The sequence below is a fragment of the Streptomyces sp. NBC_01445 genome (assembly GCF_035918235.1).
Classification (GTDB): domain Bacteria; phylum Actinomycetota; class Actinomycetes; order Streptomycetales; family Streptomycetaceae; genus Streptomyces.
Window position 1 is genome coordinate 9,500,360 of the sequence record NZ_CP109485.1, and the last position, 18,801, is coordinate 9,519,160.

An 18,801-nucleotide genomic window follows, 5' to 3' on the forward strand; every position below is an offset into this window, starting at 1 on the left:
GTTTCCCCCAGGGAAGCGGTGCCCCATGCGGCAGGGGCGTCAGCCTTCCCCGTCCGCGCGGCTCAGAAGGATCAGCGTGCGCTCGAGGAGCTTGTCCACGTTCTGAATGCCCAGCTGAAGGTTCCGCTGGTGGACGAAGACGGTGAGGTCGAGGGCGACCTGGGCGAAGCAGTAGGCCAGAACACCGGGTCCGGCCACTCGCTCGCCGGCGTCGCAGAGCATCTCAAGGGCCTCGGGGGTGAAGTCGTGGGCGCTCAGAAGCGTCGCGTAGTCGAAGACTCTGGTTCCGCTGCCCAGTGCCTCGATGTCGATGACGCCACTGACACGGTCCGCGTCGAACAGGACGTTGCCGGGCCGGAAGTCGCCGTGGACAAGGTCCTCGGTGGGCAAGGTGACGGGTCCGTGAGCGGCGAGAAGCCGCTCGCAGGCGTTGACGAGGTCCCGTCCGGTCGCACCGGTCTGCGCCGTCTGCCGCCAGAGCTCCTCACCCGTCATGCGGGTGGTCACGAACTCCGACCAGCATCGCTGCGGGTCGGGGTCGAGACCGGCGTGCAGCTCCAGGACGCCGATCAGCAACCGGGCCTCGCTCGCGGTCACTTGCTGCCTTGTCCGACCAGGTGCGAGTTCCTGGATCTGGTATCCGAAGCCGTCTGTGCTGGTGCCTACGGCGAGCCAGGCGGGGGTCGGATATCCGGCAGCGCGGATCTTGGCGACGCCCGCGGCAGCCCGTTCGATCTGAGGGGCCCAGGAGAGGTCCGGGCTCCACTTCAATACGGCTTGCCGCCCCGTGCCGTCGGTGAGGAGCCAGGCTCCTGACTGGACTCCGTCGTCGAACCGGTGAAGCAGTTGGAACCGTTTGTCATGCGCGTGGTTTGCCTCGCGCAGAACCGCCCGGGCGGTGCGCGTGTCAGCTTCGTCAGACGTGGTGTTCCGGGGCACGGAGCCCTCCTGGGCCAGCCGAATGTCGAACGTGCGCAGGGGACACTACGAGGCGCGGTCCCCGAAGCGCACCTCGTTTACCGGCTGTGGATGCCGCCGGCCGCCCTCAGCGCGGTGACCGCGGATGTGGCGTCTTCGGCGTAGAAGCGGAAGGTGCGCGCTTCGGCGGGCTTGCCCAGGGCGCGTACGTACCGAACCGGTTCGGTGAGTTCGACGGTGATGGTCGTCTGGCCGCCGACGGCCAGGTCGGCGACGCCGTTCTCGTCCACGGCGGCCAGCCTGCTCGTAGGGAACTTACGGTCCCGGCGGACGGAGGCTATGCGGTCGGCCGGGATGCGGATGCCCAGCAGTGCGCCGTAGCGCAGGTGCAGGGAGCCGTCGGATCCGATCACGTGCGGGCGCACTGCGCACGAGGCGTGCAGGGCGATGACGAAGTAGCAGCCCCAGACGTCGAGTACGAGCGTGACGGCGTGCACCAGCGGCCAGGGGATGAGGAACGCGAGGGCGACGGTCTCGACGACACTGACGAAGAAGAAGCCGTACATGAAGGACGTCTGCCCCGGGGCGTAGGGGACGGGCACGTCGCCGTCGCCCACGCCGTGCGGGCCGCGGCGGGCGACCCAGCGCACGAAGCTGGTGGAGAGGGAGATCTCGTGCGCGGTCAGTTTGCGCACGGGCGCCGGTACGGTGTCGGCGACCGCGGCGAGGAAGGCACCGCGGTGATCGAGACCGGTGCGGTGGTGCCGGCGGTGGTCGAGGCCGAGGAGGACGGCCGACGCTGTCATGAGCGCGAGCGCCGCAAGCTCCACTGCTGATCGGACGGCTGGGGGCGGCCGGACCCCGCTTGCCAGGCACAGGACGAGCGCGAGCTCGCCGGGTACGAGTGCGGCGAAGGACCAGCGCACGGCCCTTCTCACTGCCTTCACCGGGCACGCTCCTGAAGCAGTGCGATGGCGCGGCGCACCGCCGCGGCCTGGGCGGGGGCGAAGTCCGAGAAGAGGGCGTCCGCGAAACCGCCGTCCTCACCCACATCGCCGTCGGCAGGGATGTTCATCGCCCGGGCAGCCGCCTCCGGGATGCTGTCGACGATGGCGCGGGCCGCCGCCTCCACGCGCACGTCGTCCTCGGTGGCCTCGGCCAGCTCGTCCAGCTGGGCGTAGACCTCGTAGGCACGTCGCATGGCGTCCGGGTCGGCGTTGAGGGTGTGCATCAGCGCATCGAGCCAGCCGCGGTCGCCGCCCGGCGAACCGGTCTCCAGCAGGGCGAGCAGTTCCCGTTCCTTGGCGGCCATCGCGGGCTCGGGGCCGGGCAGCCGTGCCGAGGCGCGGGCCATGTCGGCGAAGAGCGCGGTCAGTTCGGGCGATACGGGGGCCTCGGCGGGTAGCTGCCCGGTGTGCTCGGCCTGTCCGAGCAGCAGCCGCAGACGGGCGCGACGTCGGCGGATGGCCTCCTCCTGGCGGGCCAGGTCGGCGTCCAGCTCGGTCAGGATCTCGACGAGATCCTTGCCCACATCGTCCGCCAGCACGTCCTTGACCTCGTCGAGGCTCAGGCCCAGCTCGGTCAGCCGACGGATACGCGCCAGCTCCACGGCGTCGCGCAGGGAGTACTCGCGGTACCCGTTGGGCTGCCGGGGAGGCTCGTGCAGGAGCCCGATGCGGTGGTAGTGCCGCACGGCACGGGTGGTGATGCCGGCCATGCCGGCGAGCTCTCCGATTCGCATGGCACCAGTAGAAACGTTGACGTTGCGACAAGGTCAAGCGGCTATCGGTGCAGGGTGGTGGCGTCATCCGTATGGGCGGCTGGGTCCTTGGGGGTGTGGGCCACTGGGCGACTGGGCCGAACTGAGGGTGCTCGTCGGGATGTCGGTCCCGGAGGCGGATCCCCGAAGTCCACGGGCCAGAAGCATGCGGGCGGCACCCCTGGCCGCCCCTGCCGCCGCTGTCCCCGAATACGAGGCGACTCGCTCGTCGGACGTGTTCGAGGCCGAGTGGCGCGGTGGGCCGGGGGAATTCCCCGGCCCACCGGACGCAGGACCCGCGACAGAGGCATGCTCACTACATGACGAACCGTTGGGTCGGAGTGACCGTGGACTGCATCGACGTCGAGCGGGTGTCAGCGTTCTGGAGCGTGCTGCTGGACCGCCCACGGGGACCGTCCGAGCCCGGCTGGGTCTATCTCGGCCATCGCGACGACCCGCAGCCGCGCCTGGTCTTCCAGCCCGTGGCCGAGCCGAGGGCCGGAAAAGTGCGCCTGCACCTGGACGTCTCGGTCGACGACATCGATCAGGGCATCGCCCAAGTCATAGGCCTTGGCGGCCGGTTCACCGGAGAGCGGCACGACTACGACGAGGGCGTGGTCGTCGTGATGGCCGACCCCGAGGGGCACGAGTTCTGCCTGTCCCAGTTCTACTAGCTTCCCGTATCGAGCTGGTGGTCGGCCCACACGTAGGTTTCGGGCAGCAGGTCGGCGACGGGGACGGTTCGGAGCCGGTCGCCCGCACCGACGATGACCTTGAGGTCCGGGAAGTAGTCGAGGAGGACCTGGCGGCACCGGCCGCACGGGGGGACGACTCCGCGGTCGCGGTCGCCCACGGCGACGATCGTGACCAGCTCGTAGGCGCCCTGGCCGGCGGCCGCGCCGATGACGACCAGCTCGGCACAGGGGCCTCCGGTGAAGTGGTAGGCGTTCACCGCGGTGACGATCCGGCCGTCCCGGTCGCGGGCCGCGGCCGCCATGGTGTGGTTGTCGCCCCGGCAGCGGGTGCGCGCGACATGGGCCGCGGCCTCGATGAGTTCGTGGTCGACGTGATCGGTCTGCGTGGTCATCTGCCCTGCCCTCGTGAGGTGTTGGCCCATAGCGCCGTCAGCGAGTCGGTCGGGAGTCAGCCGGGCCCGCCGGTTGCGAGGTTGGTCGTCATGCGGTGCGCCGGGGCGGAACGGCCTTGCTCGCGGTAGAGGGCCAGTGCCGTGGTCCAAGCCTCGCGGGCACGGGCATCTTCGCCGCGCTCGGCGTGGATGTCTCCGAGTTTGGACCAGGTGTCGGCTTCTCGGTTGGCGTTGCCGATGGACTGGAAGTGCGTGAGGGCCTCACCGTAGGAGTGGAGGGCGCGTTCGGTCCTTCCGGTGTGCCGAGCGATGTCGCCCAGGGTGTCCCAGGTGGCGGCCTGGCCCTCACCGTCACCGTGGTGTTGCAGCAGGGGCAGGGCTTGAAGGCAGTGATCCTCTCCTTCGGCGTACCGGCCGAGGCGGGCGAGGGCCCACCCCGTCCCGTTCAGGATGTTGGACTCGCCTACCTGGTTGCCGAGCTTGCGGTATCCGTCGAGCGCCTCGGCGAAATGCGGGATGGCGCCCTCGTAGGCGTTGAGCCGGACGTGAACCTCCGCCAGAGCATGGTGGGTTCGCGTGAGTCCCGATGTGTCGCCTTGTTCGCTGAGTGTCCATGGGCAGGGGTCAGTTGACATCGACGAGCAAGAGAGCGAGGACACATCTTTGCCGAGGGGAGCCGGGGACGATCTCACATGTGACGGAGCGGATGACCACGTCGCCCAAGAGCTCGAAGCCGATGCTCATACGGTCCCCTTGTGCCATGCCCCCTTGCCGACCGGTGTCGGTCCGTCGACTCGGGATTGCGGTGCTGCTCTCCTTGCGATTGCAAGAAAATATCAAGGTCGCTACATGACCCGTAGGAGAGTCTGGAGGCAGAGGGGCGTACGGCAGGGGAAGAGCGGGCGCGCCAAGCGTGCCGTGCTGTGCCGTACGCCATGGGGCTTGGCGGTCCGACCGGGGGCGGGGGCGCCGTCGGAGTCGTGTCCGGCTCTCCGCCCACGGGGGTGGCGGGGAGCCGGGCTGCGGTGCCGCCGCGCTCGTGACCGCGGCGGTTGTCGTCGTGGCGATGAGCGGGCGATCACTGGTTCGTCGACGCCCAGTACACCGACTGCGTGCCGTCAGTCGGACACGATGCGCAGGATTGCCGTGCCGTTCTCACTGGTGACCGCCTGGATCAGCACCGCATCGGGCTGAGGGCTCGGCCGGGCGGCGGCACCCTGGCCACCGCAGGAGTTGCCGCTGCCGTTGCTGCGGAGGACCGTGATGCAACTCTGGCCCGGACCGCTCGCTCCGCCCTGGGACTGGCTGTTGCCCGACTTGATCGTGTACTCCACCTTGTTCGGGCCGACCTCGGTGACGGCCAGGGTTGCCGGACCGGCCGGGCCCTTGAAGCGGAAGGTCACCGGCTCGGCTACCGCGATCTCGCAGTTGCCGTCCGCACAGGCGCCGACATCACGCCCGTCCGCCGCCGACACGGACGGCTGCGCGGACGAGGGCCGCGGGGACGGGGCTTTCGAGGAAGGGGCTTTCGAGGAAGGAGCTTTCGAGGTCTGACGACTGGGTGAAGACTCATGTTCGGCTTTGTCGGTGCTGCCGCAGCCACCCATCGTCAATGTGACCAGCCCGGCGAGCACGATGCCCGCTGCCCGCCGACGCTGCGAACGCCCTGGCAGCAGCCTCCGTGCCGATTCAGTCGCGGCCATGATGTCCCCTGTGTTCCGTACTGCACGGTTCGGTGTTCGGCGGCCAGTCTCCCCCGTTGCCACCGTCGCCATGCCGCACAGGGCCGCAGCGGTCACCCGTCTTCACCCGAACGTCAGCCGGAACACCGCCCCGCCCCCCTGCGCCTGCTCCGCCGTGAGTTCCGCGCCGTGGGCCCGGGCGATCTGGCGGGCCATGGCCAGGCCGAGGCCTGAGCCGGGCAGGGCGCGGGCCGTTTCCGCGCGGTAGAAGCGATCGAAGACGTACGGCAGGTCCGCGGCCCTGATGCCGGGACCGTGGTCGCGGACCGTCAGTTCGAGACGCTCAACCGACCCCGACCCCGACCCCGACCCCGACCCCGACCCCGACCGCCGGGACGAGCTGAGTTCCACCTCCACCGGCAGCCCCTCCGGGCTGAACTTCGCCGCGTTGTCCAGCAAGTTCGTCAGCAGCCGGGTCAGCCGGGCAGGAACCCCCGGCCGTACGGTCTCGGCAGCATCCGGGGCGATGTGCAGGGTGAAGGGGGTGGCGGGCCAGTGTGCGCGGGCCGCACTCACTGCGTGTTCGGCAAGCGCCGCGATCCGTACCTCTTCGAGCAGCGGCGTGGGTTCCTCGTCCCTGGCCAGTTCGATCAAGTCGTTCACCAGGCCCGTCACTTCGCGCAGCTGGCGTGCCAGCGCCCCCGCCGCCCGGTCGCGCTGGGCATCGGTCAACCGGTCGGCGCGGGCCAGAAGTTCCGCGTTCGTGCGCAGCGCGGTGAGAGGTGTGCGCAGCTCGTGCGACGCGTCCGCGACCAGGCGGCGTTGTGCCGTCACAGACTGCTCCAGCTCGCCCAGCATCGTGTTGAAGCTCGCGGCGAGCCGGGTCACCTCGTCCTCACGCCCCGGCGGGCCCGGCGGCAGTTCGATGCGGTGGCGCGGGTCGCGGGTCGACGCGATGCGTTCCGCGGTCGCGGTCAGCCGGGCCACCGGCGCGAGACCGGTCCTGGACACCCAGTAGCCGAGCCCGGCCGCCAGCAGAACGCCAGCAGCGCCGATCACGGCCAGCAGCCCGGCGGCCTGACGCACCCCCTTCTCGACGCTGTCCGAACGGAGCGCGACCTGAAGGGCCTTGTCATCTCCGAGGCGGGTCGTCAGCATCCGCATGGGATTGCCGGAGAGCGTGATGTTGCTGAAATAGGGGGCGCGATCGCCGGTGGCCACTTCGCGCACCGGCGCCGAGACGGGCAGGAGATAGGGGCGGGGAGGGTCCTCGGCCGGGAGGGCCGGCACGATCTGCGCGCACGCCGGCGCCGACAGGTACCGGCACTCGCCCGCCACGACCTGTGGTCCGGCGTCCCGGTTCTCCTGGATCACCCGTGTCGCCGACTGCGTCAGATTCAGGTCGAGCTGGTGGAACATCTCGTACCGGATCACGAAGAACGCCGCCGTGCACACGCCGACGGCGACCAGCGCCACCGCCGCCGAGGCGGCCACGGCGAGTCGGGTACGCAGCGGCCGCTGCCGCCGCCAGCGGCGCCCGAGCCTGCGGACTCCGCTCATGCCACGTCCAGCCGGTAGCCGATGCCGTGGACCGTGTGCACGAGGCGCGTCTCGCCGCCCGCCTCCAGCTTCCGGCGGAGGTAACCCACGTATACCGCAAGGGAGTTGGAGTCAGGGCCGAAGTCGCGGCCCCATACGAGCTCCAGGATCAGCTCGCGCGGCAGGACCTGTCCCGGGTGGCGCATCAGCAGTTCGAGGAGCGCGGCCTCGGTGCGGCTGAACTCCAGCGGGCGCCCGCCTCGTCGTCCCGTACGGGTGTCAGGGTCGAGGACCAGATCCGCGTACGCCAGCCCGCCCTCCGTAGGGGTCGGCGCGGCCCGCCGCAGCAGCGCCCGTACACGCGCCACCAGTTCGTCGAGCGCGAACGGTTTCACCAGATAGTCGTCGGCGCCCGCGTCCAGGCCGTCGACGCGCTCGGTCACCGAGTCGAGTGCCGTGAGGACGAGTACGGGCGTACGGTCGCCCATCGCCCGCAGCTGACGGCACACCCCGAGCCCGTCAAGGACCGGCATCATCACGTCGAGGACGAGCGCGTCGGGCTGCCAGGACGACACCGCCGAGAGCGCTTCGAGGCCGTCGCGCGCGCCGCGCACCTCGTATCCCTCGACGGTCAGTCCGTCCTCGACGGCCGCCCGCACTTCCGGCTCGTCATCGACTACGAGGATCTTGGTCATGCCGTAAAGAGTGCCAAACGGGACTCTTAGAACCCTCTTAAACCGCTCCATGAGTGTGGCCGCCATGCGCACACCACTCTCCGTCGTGATCGGTGCGGGCGGCACCGGCGGCCACATCTACCCAGGGCTCGCGCTCGCCGAAGCGCTGCGCCGGGCCGCCCCGGACGCGGTGATCTCCTTCGTCGGCACCGAGCGGGGCCTGGAGACCAGGCTGATCCCGGGCGCCGGATTCCGCCTGCACACCGTCGACATGATCCCCTTCGACCCGGCCCTCGGCGCCAAGCGCTACCTGCTGCCCGCGGCGCTGATCAGGTCCGGTGCCCAATGCCGCAGCATTCTGCGGGCTCAAGGTGCTCAGGTAGCCGTCGGCATGGGCGGCTATCCGAGCGCCCCCGTCATCGTCGGCGCACGCATGGCCGGGCTGCCGAGCGTGATCCACGAGTCCAACGCGGTGCCGGGCCGGGCCAACCAGTTCGCCGCGCGGCTCACCCCGCACATCACGGTCGCCTTCGACCGCAGCCGCGCGCACCTGTCCGGCGGCAAGGACGCCGACACCGTCGGCATGCCGATCGCCCCACAACTCGCCACCCTCGACCGGACCGCCCTGCGAGCCGAGGCACGGCGCGCCTTCGGCATATCCGACGGCGGGCGCGTCGTGCTCTTCAACGGGGGCAGTCTCGGCGCGGCTCGGCTCACCGAGGCGGCCGTCGGGCTCGCCGCGCGCTGGCGGCATCGCCCCGACGTCCATCTGCTGATCAAGACCGGGCCCGCCGCGCTCGACGAGACGCGGCGGCGGCTCGGGGACTCCCCGGTCGCTCAGGCCGTGCCGTACCTCGACCGGATGGACCTGGCGTACGCCGTCGCCGACCTCGTCGTCTGCCGGGCCGGCTCGGCGACCGTCGCCGAACTCGCCACCACTGGCGTGCCCGCCGTCCTCGTGCCGTATCCGCACGCCCCCGGCGATCACCAGACGCACAACGCCCGCGTGCTGTCCGACGCGGGCGCCGCCCACCTCGTACCCGACGGCGAAACGACCGCCGAGCGGCTCGCCACCCTCGTCGAGCCGCTGCTCGCCGACCCGTCCCGGCTCGCGGCGATGAGCCGCGCCGCGGACCCCGGAAACCACGCCCACGCGGCGGACCTGCTCGCCGCGAAGGTGATCAGTCTCGCCGGGACCCCCAACTCACCTGTCCACGAAATGGAGTTCACCTCATGACCGATCACAGCAACTGGACCGACCGCACCGTCCTCGTCACGGGCGCCGAGGGCTTCATCGGCTCGACACTCGTCGACATGCTCGTGGAGCGAGGGGCGAAGGTGCGCGCGATGGTGCACTACAAGCCGTACGCGGAGAAGGGCTATCTGGCGCGCTACCTGAGCGACTCGCACAGCCCCGTCGAGATGATCGCCGGCGACGTGCGAGACGCGGGCCGCGTGATGGACGCCGTGGCCGGCTGTGACACCGTGTTCCACCTGGCCGCGCTCATCGGCATCCCGTACAGCTACGACTCGCCAGGCGCCTACGTCCAGACGAACGTCGTCGGCACCGAGAACATCGCCGAGGCCTGCCGCCGCCACTCCGTACGCCGACTGCTGCACACCTCCACCAGCGAGGTGTACGGGACCGCGCTGACCGCTCCCATCAGCGAGACGCACCCGCTCCAGCCGCAGTCCCCGTACTCCGCTTCGAAGATCGGCGCGGACATGATGGCGCTGTCGCACTGGCACGCGTTCGAACTGCCGGTGACGGTGGTGCGGCCGTTCAACACCTACGGTCCACGGCAGTCCGCGCGCGCCGTGATACCGACGATCCTGTCCCAACTGCACGCGGGCGCAACGGAGATCAGGCTCGGATCACTCACCCCGACCCGCGACTTCACCTACGTCACCGACACCGCGGCCGGCTTCCTGGCGCTCGCGGACTGCGACCGGGCGCTCGGCGAGTCGGTCAACCTCGGCACCGGGCGGGAGATCTCCGTCGGGGACCTGGCGGCCGCGCTGATCGCCGCGTCGGGCCGGGATGCGAAGGTGGTCGTGGACCCGGCACGCCTGCGGCCGTCCGGCAGCGAGGTGGAGCGGCTCCTCTCCGACAACGCGCGGGCAAGGGAGTGGGCGGGGTGGCAGCCTGAGGTCTCCCTGGAGGACGGGCTGAAGCGGACGTCGCAGTGGGTGGCCGAGAACATCGCGCTGTTCGCGACGGATCGGTACCAGGTCTGAGCCTGGGGTGTCGTGCGGTGCGGTGTGTCAGGTGGCTGGGGGCGGCCAGGTCGTCGGGTGACCCGGCGTGCGCGGTGCGCAAGGCCGTGGTCCCTTGCGCACGAGGCCGTAGAGTGGGGGATCTTCTTGCGTCATAGGCAAGAGCTTATGCGCTGAACGAAATGACACGTACGGTCGATGTCATGACGCACCCCACGCACCAGACGCCTGCGCCGCACGGTTCCCCCGCACACTCCCAGCCGCACGGACATGGGTCCCATGAGGCCGCCCACGACGCCCACAGCCACGGCACACATACGCATGAGCAGGACGGCCTGGCGGAGCTGCTCGACCTCGATGCCGACCTGTTCGCGCCTCAGCTCGCCGCCGCGATGCGTTCCCTCGCGGAGCTGGCCGGGGAGGATGTCGAGCGGATCGTGGACCTTGGTGCCGGAAGCGGCACCGGAACGTTCGCCCTGCTCAAGCAGTTCCCCTCCGCGCAGGTGACGGCCGTGGACAGTTCCTCCCACATGCTGGAGCAGCTGACCCGGACCGCTGCCGCCAAGAACCTGGACGCGCGCGTCCACCTGCTGGAAGCGGACGCCGGTACGGGCCTGCCGGGCGTCACTGACGCGGACCTCGTCTGGGCCTCGGCCTCCATGCACCACATGGACGACCCCGCCGCGACCCTCGACGTCATCTTCAAGGCCCTGCGCCCGGGCGGACTCCTGGCCGTCGCCGAACTGGACGGGATGCCGCGATTCCTCGCCGACGACGCGGTGCCGGAGCGCCCCGGGCTGGAAGGCCGCTTCCGCGAGGCACTCACGACGCTGCACGCCGAAGAGGTACCCCACATGGGAGCCGACTGGGGCGCGCTGCTGGCAACGGCCGGCTTCACCCTTGAGGATGAACGCACAGAGAATCTCGAACTGCGCCCGCCGGCGGGCGGCAGCGCCGGGCTCTACGCGCACGGCACGCTCAGCCGCATCCGCGGCGCCCTGGTCGGCCGCATCGACCCGGCCGACCTGGAAGCGCTCGACACGCTCGTGAACGGCGGTCCGGCGGACGTACGCCACCGTGACGACCTGGTGGTCCGCTCCACGCGCCAGCTCTGGATCGCACGCCGGGCCACGGACAGCGGCTCGTAGCGACCGGCCGAGGAGCGACCGGCCGAGGGGCTGACGCGATGGTTGGTTGAGGGTGTCGATTCACGCGATGCCGCTCCGACGTCTCTACTGGAAGGCGCCATGTCCCATGGGAGCGGGCCTGGCACGGCAGGTGCGAGACATTCGGAGGAATTGCCATGCAGACACTCACCGTCGATGTGTTCGTCTCGGTTGACGGGTATGCCGGCAGCGCGACATCGCCCGCCTACTTCGGCTACTTCGGCCCCATGATCGAGGAGTGGATCCACGAGGAGATGGCAGGGCCGCAGCTGGTGCTCGTGGGGCGGCGCACCTATGAGGCCCTCGCGGGTCTCCCCGGGGAGTCGGGTGGCCCCGGAGCGGACCCGATGCCTGGTGTGGACAAGGTCGTCTTCTCGTCGACGCTGAAGACGGTCGCCTGGCAGAACACGCGCGTGTGCCAGGAGGACCTGATCGCCGAGGTCACCCGGCTCAAGAGCGAAGGTCATGTGCCGCTGCGGACCATGGGCAGTCTGTCCCTGGCCCGGCAGCTCCTCGACGCGGGCCTCGTGGACCGGCTCAGGCTGATGACCTTTCCGCTGCTCGTGGGGAAGTCGGGCCGCGAGCCGTTCTTCGCCGGTGTCGACTCGACAGAACTGGAGCTGGTCGCCCATCACGATCTGGACAACAGGGTGCTGATGATCGAGTACCGGCCCACAGGACGCGCGATTCCGCAGGCCTGAGAGCTGGGCACCCGGCGCCTGGGGAGGCCGTCAGAGGTTGTGCGCCGTTTCGTGGCGTGGTTGGTAGAGCCCCAGCTCGCCACCGCCCGGCAGCCGGATCCCGGTCTTGAGACCCCACCCGGCGTTCGTGACCGGGGCGCACTCGACCCCCTTCGCCGAGAGCTCGTCGACCGTCGCGTTGACGTCGTCGCACATCAGGTACAACTCGTGTGACGGTGCAGCGGCGGGGTGGACCGCTACCTCGGCCGGAGGAAGCTTGAAGATGAGCCAGCCGTCGCCGGCATCGATGTGCGGATACTTCAGAACGTCCCTGAAGAAGGCGCGATCCGCCTCCGCGTCGTGGCTGTAGATGATGACGTGAGCGCCGTTAATCATGCGTGCAGGGTACTGACCGCTGCGGGCGGAGCCCGGATATGACGCCGTGTCCGAGGCTGTGGCCTGGCGACATGAGATGACAAGGAGCGTGAACAGCATGGCTGAGGAGTACGTGAGCGCCACTCTGGCTGTCGCCGTGTCCGCCGCGAGAGCGTTCGAGGTGTTGGCGGATCCGAGGGCACATTCCGCGATCGACGGCACCGGCTGGGTCCAGGAATCCGTTGACCGGGCGCCGCTGACCGAGGTGGGCCAGGATTTCCGGATGGACATGTATCACCCCAACCACCCGAACGGTGACTACCAGGTGGTCAACAGGGTCCAGGTGCTGGACCCGCCGCGCGCCATCGGCTGGCTGACGGGGTATCGCAAGGACGACGGTCAACTGGAGTTCGGCGGCTGGATCTGGCGTTACGACCTGGCGCCGCTCGGTCCGTCCGAGACCGAGGTCACGCTCACCTACGACTGGTCGGCGGTGCCGCAGTCCATCCGGGAGTACATCCAGTTCCCGCCGTTCGGCCCTGAGCACCTCACCGACTCGCTGCACCACCTGGCCGAGCTTGTTACGGGCCGGCGCTGAGGCGGCGAGTCGGGGCCTTCCCGCTGCGCGGGGAATCGGGAATTCCTGCTACGCGGCGCTTCGGGGCCGGCGAGCGACGAGCCCGGTCAGCGAGGACATCGTCGTGCGCGGCGGCTGCCGCAGGTCGCGGTCCGGGCGCAGGACCGTGCGGAACGCGACCCAGGCGAGTGCTCCGAGGACGAACCCGTAGCAGGCGACGAGCCCGTGGCCGTTCTCCTGGGTGAACCACATCGCCAGGCCGAGCACGGGTACCGCGAGCGCGAGCAGGCGGTTCTTCCGGACGGTGTTACTGGGTGAGCTCTCGTCGGCTGAGGCCTCGGCGCCGTCGGAGGCCACGCCTCGGGAATCCCTGTCGGGCGCCTGACCGGCCCCGCCGTGCAGTAGCAGCGCCGCGGCCAGCGTCGCCCCCAGGAAGTAGGTCGCGCCCGAACTGCCCGCGAAATTGCGCGGATCGGTGCTGTGGGAGGTCTGGCCCCACAGCGCGTCGATCCGCTCGGGCAGCAGGATGCCGGCGGCGAACAGGCAGAGCGTCAGTGGCGCTCCCCAGAACCACTCGGCGAAGCCCGCGACGGCGGCGAGGGTCGCGATGTTCCATGCCGCCCCGCCGAAGCCCCCGTTCTGCATGAAGACCGAGGTGACCACGCGCCACCAGCCGGACTTCGCCGGGTCCGCGTCGAGCGCCCCCATCGCCCCCGACCAGCAGAGCTGGAGGACGACCCCGGCGAGCGCGATCCCGGTCAGGACCAATGCCGCCCAGGGAATCCGCCGCCCGCCCAGTGTGGTCTCACCGACCAGAGCCAGACCACCTTTGAACATGAGCACCATCAGTGCCGCCGTGGTCACGTTGAACAGCACGCTGCCCATCGTCACCACCCCCCTTCGTCCCCCGCCGATTTGCTGATCGATCGTGACAGTAGCGCGGCGACGGCCATTTTCAAACAGTGTTTGAAAAGCTGCTCGTGCTCGCTAGACTGCGGCCGTGAAGCTGACCGCAGACCGAATCATCGACGCGGGGATGACCGTATTCGCCGAGACCGGCTACCACGGCTTCTCCATCCGGCAGGTCGCGGAACGGCTCCATGTGCACGCCGGCAGCCTCTACTACCACGTGCCGAACAAGGCCGCGCTGCTCCAGCTGATGGCCGACCGAGTGGCCCGGCAGGCGTACGACGCAGGCACCGCGGCCCTGGCCCAACTGCCGGGGCAGGCAAGCTGGCAGAGGCGGGTCACCGCGCAAGCCGTCGCCGTACGGCAGAGCATCCAGCAGCAACCCGGCGGGGCGATCATGCTCGCCGGCAGCCCCAAGACGCTCAGCCCCGGAGCGCTGTCCCTGATGGAGCGGCTGCTCGACACCCTCGCCGAGGCCGGCGTCCCTGGCGAGGACCGCGGAACCGCTGCCGACGCCGTGCTCAGCCATGTCACCGGCTACGTGCTCCAGGAGCAGAGCGAGCCGCCCGCGATGCCGGTCACCGGTGAGGACATCGCCGCTCTCACCCAGCGCTTTCCCCGGACGTTTGCCGCCGCGGCCGCCCACCACCCGGACGAGAAGTTCACCCGCAGCCTGGACCTGGTCTGCGCCGGTATCGCGACGCTCATCCCGTGAAACCTCGTCGTCGGTGGCCGCTCCCGCAATGCCGGACATGGAGACGCACGTCACATGGGGCCATGTCACAGCGCGCCGAGCCGTTTCGTCATAGGGGTGTAGGCATCGGCAACGACGGAGGAGTTCACGATGAACGCCCGTTTGAACATGTTCGGCAACCCGACGGCCATGAAGGTCTGGAAGCACATCATCGCGGCGAACCAGGTGCTCGCCGAGTCGTCGGTGCCGCACGCGACGCTGGAGCTGGTGAAGATCCGCGCCAGCCAGATCAACGGGTGCGGCGGCTGCCTCGACATGCACACCAAGGACGCCGCTGCCGCCGGTGAGACCTCTACGCGCCTCAACCTCGTCGCGGCGTGGAGGGAGGCCACGGTCTACACCGAGGCCGAGCGCGCGGCGCTGGAGCTGACGGAGCAGGGCACCCGTCTTGCCGACGCGGCCGGTGGTGTCTCGGACGAGGTCTGGGCGAATGCCGCCAAGTACTACGACGAGGATCAGCTCGCCGCCCTGGTCTCACAGATCGCACTCATCAACGCGTTCAACCGCGGGAACGTCATCATCCAGACGCCGGCCGGCGACTACCAGCCCGGCCAGTTCGGATAACTCGTACCCGACGGACGGACGATGAGCCGTGCCTGGCCCGGTGGTGCCGTCCGGACGGCACCACCGGGCCACGGCTGACCTGCCCGTTCAGATGGCCATGCTCGCAGGCCGAATGAGGACATCTGCGAGATGACGCAGGACAGCGTGGTAGAGAGTGTGCGCATGGAGTTCTTCTGCTACCACCGCGATCGTCTCGACTCCCTGGCGCTGCGCCATGAGTTGCTGGAGGACCACTGGTCCTACATGGACCAGTACGGCAAAGAGCTGATCGCTCGCGGCCCGACGCTCAGCAGCGACGGTGAGGAGCCGACGGGGAGTGTCCACATCGTCGACCTGCCGGACACCGCCGCGGCACGCGCGTTCGCGTTCGACGAACCCGGCTATCAGGCCGGCGTGTACCGGGACGTGATGCTGCGCCGTTGGCACAACAAGCTCGGGCGCACCATGTGGGACTACCCCGGTGGCCCCACCGAAGGGAACCGGTACCTGGTGCTCGGCCTCGGCGCGGGGCACACCGCCGACCTCGACGTGCCCTCCGATCAGGACGACTTGATCGCGTACGGGCCTCTGCTGTCCGACGACGGCGCCACCTGGCTGGGCACGGCGGCGCTGGTCCGGGCGCCGGACCCGGACACGGCATGTGCCGTTCTGACCGTGGGTCTCTACGCCGAGATCGAGGTCCACGACTGGCAGTTCGGCGGCAGGCGGTGATGACGGCCGCCACCCCGCCATAAGGGCGGAAGACGAGCGAGCCGTGCAACGATTCCGGCCCGCCGTGCGTCAGTTATCCGAGAGTTCACTTCGATACTCGAGGGACGTAAATGCAACGCGAATGTGTCTTCGGGATCGCCGGGGCCGTGCTGGTGGCCACAGCCGGCATCACCGCCTGTCAGGGCGACGCCTCGGCCGCGCCGTCCGGCGCGGCGCGGGTCGTCAAGGACACCGATGACGAGGCGGTCATCGAACTGTCCGACGGACGCAGGGTCTCCCTGCGCTACCAGGCCGGTACGGGCCTGCTCGAACGGCACCGGAGTACCGTCGGCAAGCCGTGGTCCACGTCGAAGACCGTCTACGCCACCAAGACCGACCCCTGCCGGGGCATCGACCTGAAGGCATACCGCGCCACCGTCACCGTGCGCGCCAACTTCGGACAGTACTGCCGGGACGGCGAGCCTCCGGCGGAGAGCGTCGCCGCCGTCGGCACCGGTGGGCTGGGGAAGTGGGACACCCGCATCGCCAAGGACTGGGACGGCTGGGACCGGGTCGGCATCGCCCGGAACGGGAAGTCGGCGACGTTCTCCTCCAAGTCGTGGGCCAGCACGACGACGCTCGACTGGCGCGCGGGCAAGGGCTTCGGCGAGGTCGCGACCACGTACAAGAAGCTCGGCGAACGGTTCCTTGGCACCTGGCGCGCCGAGGACGGCAGCCACCAGGTGACCTTCCGGCAGAGCAAGCTCAACGTGCCCGCGTCGGTCACCGTCGAGATGCTCAAGGGCCCCACGTGCAGGGTCCGCATGGACCTGATCAACATCTGGGAGGACCGGGTACAGCCCAGGGGAGCCAAGGTCCTGGAGGGCGAGAAAACCACGTACTGCCCACCCGAGGAGTTCAATTCCGAGTACGTGGTGGCGACTGCCGACGGGCCGATGGAGCTCAGGAACCTTGGTGACGCCACGCCACTGGTGACGTACCGGAAGTCCTGACGACGGGGCCAACGGTGTCGTCCGTTTCCTGGCCCACTGCCGGGCTTGCGTACCGGTGAGCGGGGAGGCGAGGATCGTCGGCATGATCAAAGGTGTGATGTTCGACTTTTCCGGGACCCTCTTCCGTATCGAGTCGGTTTCGGAATGGCTGGGAGCGGTTGTCGCCGAGGCCGGACTCGGTACCGGTGAGGACGAACTCGCCGCGTGCACCGGCCGGTTGACCGAGGCGGGGGCTCTGCCCGGCGGAGCTCCACCTCGCGCTCTGCCGTCGCATCTCGATGGGCTGTGGCGTGCACGGGACCTCAGTGCCGAGCAACACCGTGCTGCGTTCACCGCTCTTGCCCGCGAGGCGTCCCTCCCGTCGGCGGACCTGGCCGAGGCCCTGTACGACCGGCATCGCACCTCGGCCGCATGGCGCCCCTATCCCGACACCGAGGCGACTCTTCGTGCTCTGCGGGGGCGGGGCGTCTCGGTCGCCGTGGTGAGCAATATCGGCTGGGACCTGCGGCCCGTCTTCCGTGACCACGGTGTCGACAGCCTCGTCGACGCGTACGTCCTCTCCTTCGAGCAAGGCGTGCAGAAGCCGGATCCGGGGCTCTTCCAAGCGGCCTGCGACAAGCTCGGACTGCCGCCCGGCGAGGTCCTCATGGTCGGCGACGATCGCGTCGCGGACGCCGGGGCCGCCGCGCTCGGGTGCCCGGTCCATCTGGTCGACCACCTGCCCGTCGACCGACGCCCGAACGCGCTACGGCCGGTTCTTGACCTCGTCCAAATCCTCTAGCTCGTCTAGCTCGTATCGCTCCTATGGCCCGTCTGGAGAGAGGAGTTGTGGTGTCTTCTTCGAAGGAGGTCGCGGCGGTTGCGGGGCTGCGACTCCCGATCTGTCGCACGTGCGGTGTGCAGTACGGGGCACAGCGCGCTGACTGCCCGGTCTGTCTGGACGAGCGGCAGTACGTGGGCTGGGAGGGTCAGCGGTGGACATCACTCGGTGAGTTGCGCGCCGGTGGCCGACGCGGACGGCTCGTTGAGGAAGGGCCCGGTGTCATCGGAGTGGGCGCGGAGCCGTCGGTGGCTGTCGGCCAGCGTGCACTGCTGATCCGATCGCCGCACGGGAACGTGTTGTGGGATTGCGTGGGCTACCTCGACGACGAACTCGCCGCCAAGATCGAGGATTTGGGCGGGGTCGACGCGATCGCCGTCAGCCATCCGCACTTCTACGGCGTGATGACCGAGTGGGGAAAGGTCTTCGACGCGCCGGTGTACGTCCATGCCGCGGACCGTGAGTGGGTGGGGCGGCCCGATCCGGTGATCGAGTACTGGACCGGCGACACCCACGAAATCGCGCCCGGCATGACGCTGGTCAACGCGGGCACGCACTTCGCCGGAGGCACGGTGCTGCACTGGGCCGACGATCCGGAGGGCGACGGCGCGCTGTTCAGCGGTGACATCTTCATGGTCGTGATGGACCGGCGCTGGGTCAGCTTCATGTACAGCATCCCCAACTTCATTCCGGAGCGCCCGAGTACGATCCGCCGCGCGCTCGCGCTGGTCGAACCCTTCGCATTCGAGCGTATCTACGGGGCGTTCTGGGGCCGTGTGGTCAGAAGCGACGGGGCGGCCGCGGTCCGGCGCTCCGCGGATCGGTATCTGCGTTTCGTGCGCGATGACGGGTCGTAGCGGTGAGAGTGGCCCAGGATCACCGGATTCCTCCGAGGATGCCCCGGGCCCCGGCCTTCAGGCCGGGGAGGAATCGGACTCCTGCGGAGCAGGGCAGGAGAAGCCGATTCGCCGGCAGGGCGGTTCGGCGTCCACCCGTCGTGGTGGTTGCGTTTCGTGCTCGGCGAGATCACCGCGGAGTTCGAGATCGAGCTGGTGCGTACGCGAAACGGTGGCGGGGCGCTGCGGTTCGGCGTCGTGGAGGCCAACGGCCGCCAGGAGCGGTCGACTCGGTCCGCCCAGCGCGTGACCCTGCGCCTGAACCCGGAGCGCCGCGGTGGCCTCAGGCGCTGTCCCGGCTGGACTCCCTGTGGCGCGCCTGGGAGACGCTGCGCTGGGACGGCGCCCTCGGCATGTCGAACTGGTGGTCCACCACGTCGATCCGCATCTGAGCGTCCTGCTGGACCCGGTCACGGGGCCGTTCGCCCGGTGCGCACAAGGCCACCAGATGGACGAGCCGCTGCCGATCGAACCGGTGCCG

Annotated in this window: 23 protein-coding genes and 1 pseudogene; 14 read left to right on the top strand and 10 right to left on the bottom strand. The window is 69.7% G+C overall.

Going from position 1 to position 18,801, the window contains the following annotated elements:
• Nucleotides 1-39 precede the first annotated feature (39 nt).
• The 3 genes from OG574_RS43320 to OG574_RS43330 all read right to left on the bottom strand — a co-directional run bounded on the left by OG574_RS43320 (nt 40) and on the right by OG574_RS43330 (nt 2,659).
• Complete coding sequence (locus OG574_RS43320; protein WP_326777708.1) at nt 40-939, bottom strand: phosphotransferase family protein; 900 nt, start codon at nt 937-939, stop codon at nt 40-42.
• A gap of 77 nt (nt 940-1,016) precedes the next feature.
• Nucleotides 1,017-1,865 (bottom strand): hypothetical protein, encoded by an 849-nt coding sequence (locus OG574_RS43325; RefSeq protein WP_326777709.1) that lies wholly within the window; start codon nt 1,863-1,865, stop codon nt 1,017-1,019.
• On the bottom strand, nt 1,862-2,659 hold the full coding sequence (locus tag OG574_RS43330; RefSeq protein ID WP_326777710.1) for a MerR family transcriptional regulator: 798 nt from the start codon (nt 2,657-2,659) through the stop codon (nt 1,862-1,864). Before OG574_RS43330 ends, OG574_RS43325 begins: the two co-directional genes overlap by 4 nt.
• Nucleotides 2,660-2,997: 338 nt before the next feature.
• On the opposite strand from OG574_RS43330, the gene OG574_RS43335 reads away from it, so the two are divergent.
• Nucleotides 2,998-3,351, top strand: coding sequence for a VOC family protein (locus tag OG574_RS43335; protein ID WP_326777711.1), 354 nt, complete (start codon nt 2,998-3,000; stop codon nt 3,349-3,351).
• Here OG574_RS43335 and OG574_RS43340 read toward each other — a convergent pair.
• The 5 genes from OG574_RS43340 to OG574_RS43360 all read right to left on the bottom strand — a co-directional run bounded on the left by OG574_RS43340 (nt 3,348) and on the right by OG574_RS43360 (nt 7,680).
• Nucleotides 3,348-3,764, bottom strand: coding sequence for a cytidine deaminase family protein (locus tag OG574_RS43340; protein ID WP_326777712.1), 417 nt, complete (start codon nt 3,762-3,764; stop codon nt 3,348-3,350). The two genes, OG574_RS43335 and OG574_RS43340, sit on opposite strands and share 4 nt — an antisense overlap.
• 56 nt (nt 3,765-3,820) lie before the next feature.
• Entirely contained in the window at nt 3,821-4,399 is a 579-nt protein-coding gene (locus OG574_RS43345; RefSeq protein WP_326777713.1) for a tetratricopeptide repeat protein, read from the bottom strand.
• Between the two features lie 483 nt (nt 4,400-4,882).
• Nucleotides 4,883-5,398 carry a hypothetical protein gene (locus OG574_RS43350; protein ID WP_326777714.1) on the bottom strand — a complete coding sequence of 172 codons (516 nt, stop codon included), beginning with the start codon at nt 5,396-5,398 and terminating at the stop codon, nt 4,883-4,885.
• A gap of 171 nt (nt 5,399-5,569) precedes the next feature.
• A complete protein-coding gene (locus OG574_RS43355; protein ID WP_326777715.1) occupies nt 5,570-7,006 on the bottom strand; it encodes a HAMP domain-containing sensor histidine kinase in 1,437 nt (478 codons plus the stop codon).
• Nucleotides 7,003-7,680: a response regulator transcription factor gene (locus OG574_RS43360; protein WP_326777716.1), complete on the bottom strand. Its 678-nt coding sequence runs from the start codon at nt 7,678-7,680 to the stop codon at nt 7,003-7,005. Before OG574_RS43360 ends, OG574_RS43355 begins: the two co-directional genes overlap by 4 nt.
• 64 nt (nt 7,681-7,744) lie before the next feature.
• Here OG574_RS43360 and OG574_RS43365 point away from each other — a divergent pair, with 64 nt between their 5' ends.
• From OG574_RS43365 to OG574_RS43380, 4 genes are all read left to right on the top strand, one after another.
• Entirely contained in the window at nt 7,745-8,896 is a 1,152-nt protein-coding gene (locus OG574_RS43365) for a UDP-N-acetylglucosamine--N-acetylmuramyl-(pentapeptide) pyrophosphoryl-undecaprenol N-acetylglucosamine transferase (RefSeq protein ID WP_326777717.1), read from the top strand.
• Nucleotides 8,893-9,897, top strand: a complete 1,005-nt coding sequence (locus tag OG574_RS43370) for a GDP-mannose 4,6-dehydratase (RefSeq protein ID WP_326777718.1) — start codon at nt 8,893-8,895, stop codon at nt 9,895-9,897. The genes OG574_RS43365 and OG574_RS43370 overlap by 4 nt, the downstream gene beginning before the upstream one ends.
• A gap of 182 nt (nt 9,898-10,079) precedes the next feature.
• A complete protein-coding gene (locus OG574_RS43375) occupies nt 10,080-11,024 on the top strand; it encodes a methyltransferase (protein ID WP_326777719.1) in 945 nt (314 codons plus the stop codon).
• Nucleotides 11,025-11,179: 155 nt separating this feature from the next.
• The gene (locus OG574_RS43380; protein WP_326777720.1) at nt 11,180-11,743 is read left to right on the top strand and encodes a dihydrofolate reductase family protein; all 564 of its coding nucleotides are present in this window, start codon (nt 11,180-11,182) and stop codon (nt 11,741-11,743) included.
• A 30-nt stretch (nt 11,744-11,773) separates the two neighbouring features.
• On the opposite strand, the gene OG574_RS43385 is transcribed toward OG574_RS43380, so the two are convergent.
• Nucleotides 11,774-12,118: a VOC family protein gene (locus OG574_RS43385; protein WP_326777721.1), complete on the bottom strand. Its 345-nt coding sequence runs from the start codon at nt 12,116-12,118 to the stop codon at nt 11,774-11,776.
• A 97-nt stretch (nt 12,119-12,215) separates the two neighbouring features.
• On the opposite strand from OG574_RS43385, the gene OG574_RS43390 reads away from it, so the two are divergent.
• Nucleotides 12,216-12,695, top strand: a complete 480-nt coding sequence (locus tag OG574_RS43390; RefSeq protein WP_326777722.1) for a polyketide cyclase — start codon at nt 12,216-12,218, stop codon at nt 12,693-12,695.
• A gap of 48 nt (nt 12,696-12,743) precedes the next feature.
• Here OG574_RS43390 and OG574_RS43395 read toward each other — a convergent pair whose 3' ends face one another.
• Nucleotides 12,744-13,559, bottom strand: coding sequence for a hypothetical protein (locus OG574_RS43395; RefSeq protein WP_326777723.1), 816 nt, complete (start codon nt 13,557-13,559; stop codon nt 12,744-12,746).
• 115 nt (nt 13,560-13,674) lie between these two features.
• Between OG574_RS43395 and OG574_RS43400 the strand changes: the two genes are divergently transcribed.
• The 8 genes and pseudogenes from OG574_RS43400 (at nt 13,675) to OG574_RS52875 (ending at nt 18,712) form a co-directional block, all read left to right on the top strand.
• A complete protein-coding gene (locus tag OG574_RS43400; RefSeq protein ID WP_326777724.1) occupies nt 13,675-14,298 on the top strand; it encodes a TetR/AcrR family transcriptional regulator in 624 nt (207 codons plus the stop codon).
• Between the two features lie 129 nt (nt 14,299-14,427).
• Nucleotides 14,428-14,901 carry a carboxymuconolactone decarboxylase family protein gene (locus OG574_RS43405; protein WP_100594389.1) on the top strand — a complete coding sequence of 158 codons (474 nt, stop codon included), beginning with the start codon at nt 14,428-14,430 and terminating at the stop codon, nt 14,899-14,901.
• Nucleotides 14,902-15,063: 162 nt separating this feature from the next.
• A complete protein-coding gene (locus tag OG574_RS43410; RefSeq protein ID WP_326778799.1) occupies nt 15,064-15,612 on the top strand; it encodes a YciI family protein in 549 nt (182 codons plus the stop codon).
• Between the two features lie 110 nt (nt 15,613-15,722).
• Entirely contained in the window at nt 15,723-16,604 is an 882-nt protein-coding gene (locus tag OG574_RS43415) for a hypothetical protein (RefSeq protein ID WP_326777725.1), read from the top strand.
• Nucleotides 16,605-16,686: 82 nt separating this feature from the next.
• The gene (locus tag OG574_RS43420; protein ID WP_326777726.1) at nt 16,687-17,385 is read left to right on the top strand and encodes an HAD family hydrolase; all 699 of its coding nucleotides are present in this window, start codon (nt 16,687-16,689) and stop codon (nt 17,383-17,385) included.
• A 287-nt stretch (nt 17,386-17,672) separates the two neighbouring features.
• Complete coding sequence (locus OG574_RS43425) at nt 17,673-18,281, top strand: MBL fold metallo-hydrolase (protein ID WP_326777727.1); 609 nt, start codon at nt 17,673-17,675, stop codon at nt 18,279-18,281.
• Between the two features lie 156 nt (nt 18,282-18,437).
• Nucleotides 18,438-18,575, top strand: a pseudogene (locus OG574_RS43430) (trypco2 family protein); the annotation flags it as partial.
• 53 nt (nt 18,576-18,628) lie between these two features.
• Complete coding sequence (locus OG574_RS52875; protein ID WP_442816950.1) at nt 18,629-18,712, top strand: hypothetical protein; 84 nt, start codon at nt 18,629-18,631, stop codon at nt 18,710-18,712.
• Nucleotides 18,713-18,801: the final 89 nt, after the last annotated feature.

Bases quoted from the DNA above. Each gene is read 5' to 3' on its own strand.
- OG574_RS43330 (WP_326777710.1), bottom strand. From the start codon at position 2,659: ATGCGAATCGGAGAGCTCGCCGGCATGGCCGGCATCACCACCCGTGCC.
- OG574_RS43335 (WP_326777711.1), top strand. From the start codon at position 2,998: ATGACGAACCGTTGGGTCGGAGTGACCGTGGACTGCATCGACGTCGAG.
- OG574_RS43340 (WP_326777712.1), bottom strand. From the start codon at position 3,764: ATGACCACGCAGACCGATCACGTCGACCACGAACTCATCGAGGCCGCG.
- OG574_RS43345 (WP_326777713.1), bottom strand. From the start codon at position 4,399: ATGTCAACTGACCCCTGCCCATGGACACTCAGCGAACAAGGCGACACA.
- OG574_RS43355 (WP_326777715.1), bottom strand. From the start codon at position 7,006: ATGAGCGGAGTCCGCAGGCTCGGGCGCCGCTGGCGGCGGCAGCGGCCG.
- OG574_RS43360 (WP_326777716.1), bottom strand. From the start codon at position 7,680: ATGACCAAGATCCTCGTAGTCGATGACGAGCCGGAAGTGCGGGCGGCC.
- OG574_RS43365 (WP_326777717.1), top strand. From the start codon at position 7,745: ATGCGCACACCACTCTCCGTCGTGATCGGTGCGGGCGGCACCGGCGGC.
- OG574_RS43370 (WP_326777718.1), top strand. From the start codon at position 8,893: ATGACCGATCACAGCAACTGGACCGACCGCACCGTCCTCGTCACGGGC.
- OG574_RS43375 (WP_326777719.1), top strand. From the start codon at position 10,080: ATGACGCACCCCACGCACCAGACGCCTGCGCCGCACGGTTCCCCCGCA.
- OG574_RS43380 (WP_326777720.1), top strand. From the start codon at position 11,180: ATGCAGACACTCACCGTCGATGTGTTCGTCTCGGTTGACGGGTATGCC.
- OG574_RS43385 (WP_326777721.1), bottom strand. From the start codon at position 12,118: ATGATTAACGGCGCTCACGTCATCATCTACAGCCACGACGCGGAGGCG.
- OG574_RS43390 (WP_326777722.1), top strand. From the start codon at position 12,216: ATGGCTGAGGAGTACGTGAGCGCCACTCTGGCTGTCGCCGTGTCCGCC.
- OG574_RS43395 (WP_326777723.1), bottom strand. From the start codon at position 13,559: ATGGGCAGCGTGCTGTTCAACGTGACCACGGCGGCACTGATGGTGCTC.
- OG574_RS43405 (WP_100594389.1), top strand. From the start codon at position 14,428: ATGAACGCCCGTTTGAACATGTTCGGCAACCCGACGGCCATGAAGGTC.
- OG574_RS43410 (WP_326778799.1), top strand. From the start codon at position 15,064: ATGGAGTTCTTCTGCTACCACCGCGATCGTCTCGACTCCCTGGCGCTG.
- OG574_RS43415 (WP_326777725.1), top strand. From the start codon at position 15,723: ATGCAACGCGAATGTGTCTTCGGGATCGCCGGGGCCGTGCTGGTGGCC.
- OG574_RS43420 (WP_326777726.1), top strand. From the start codon at position 16,687: ATGATCAAAGGTGTGATGTTCGACTTTTCCGGGACCCTCTTCCGTATC.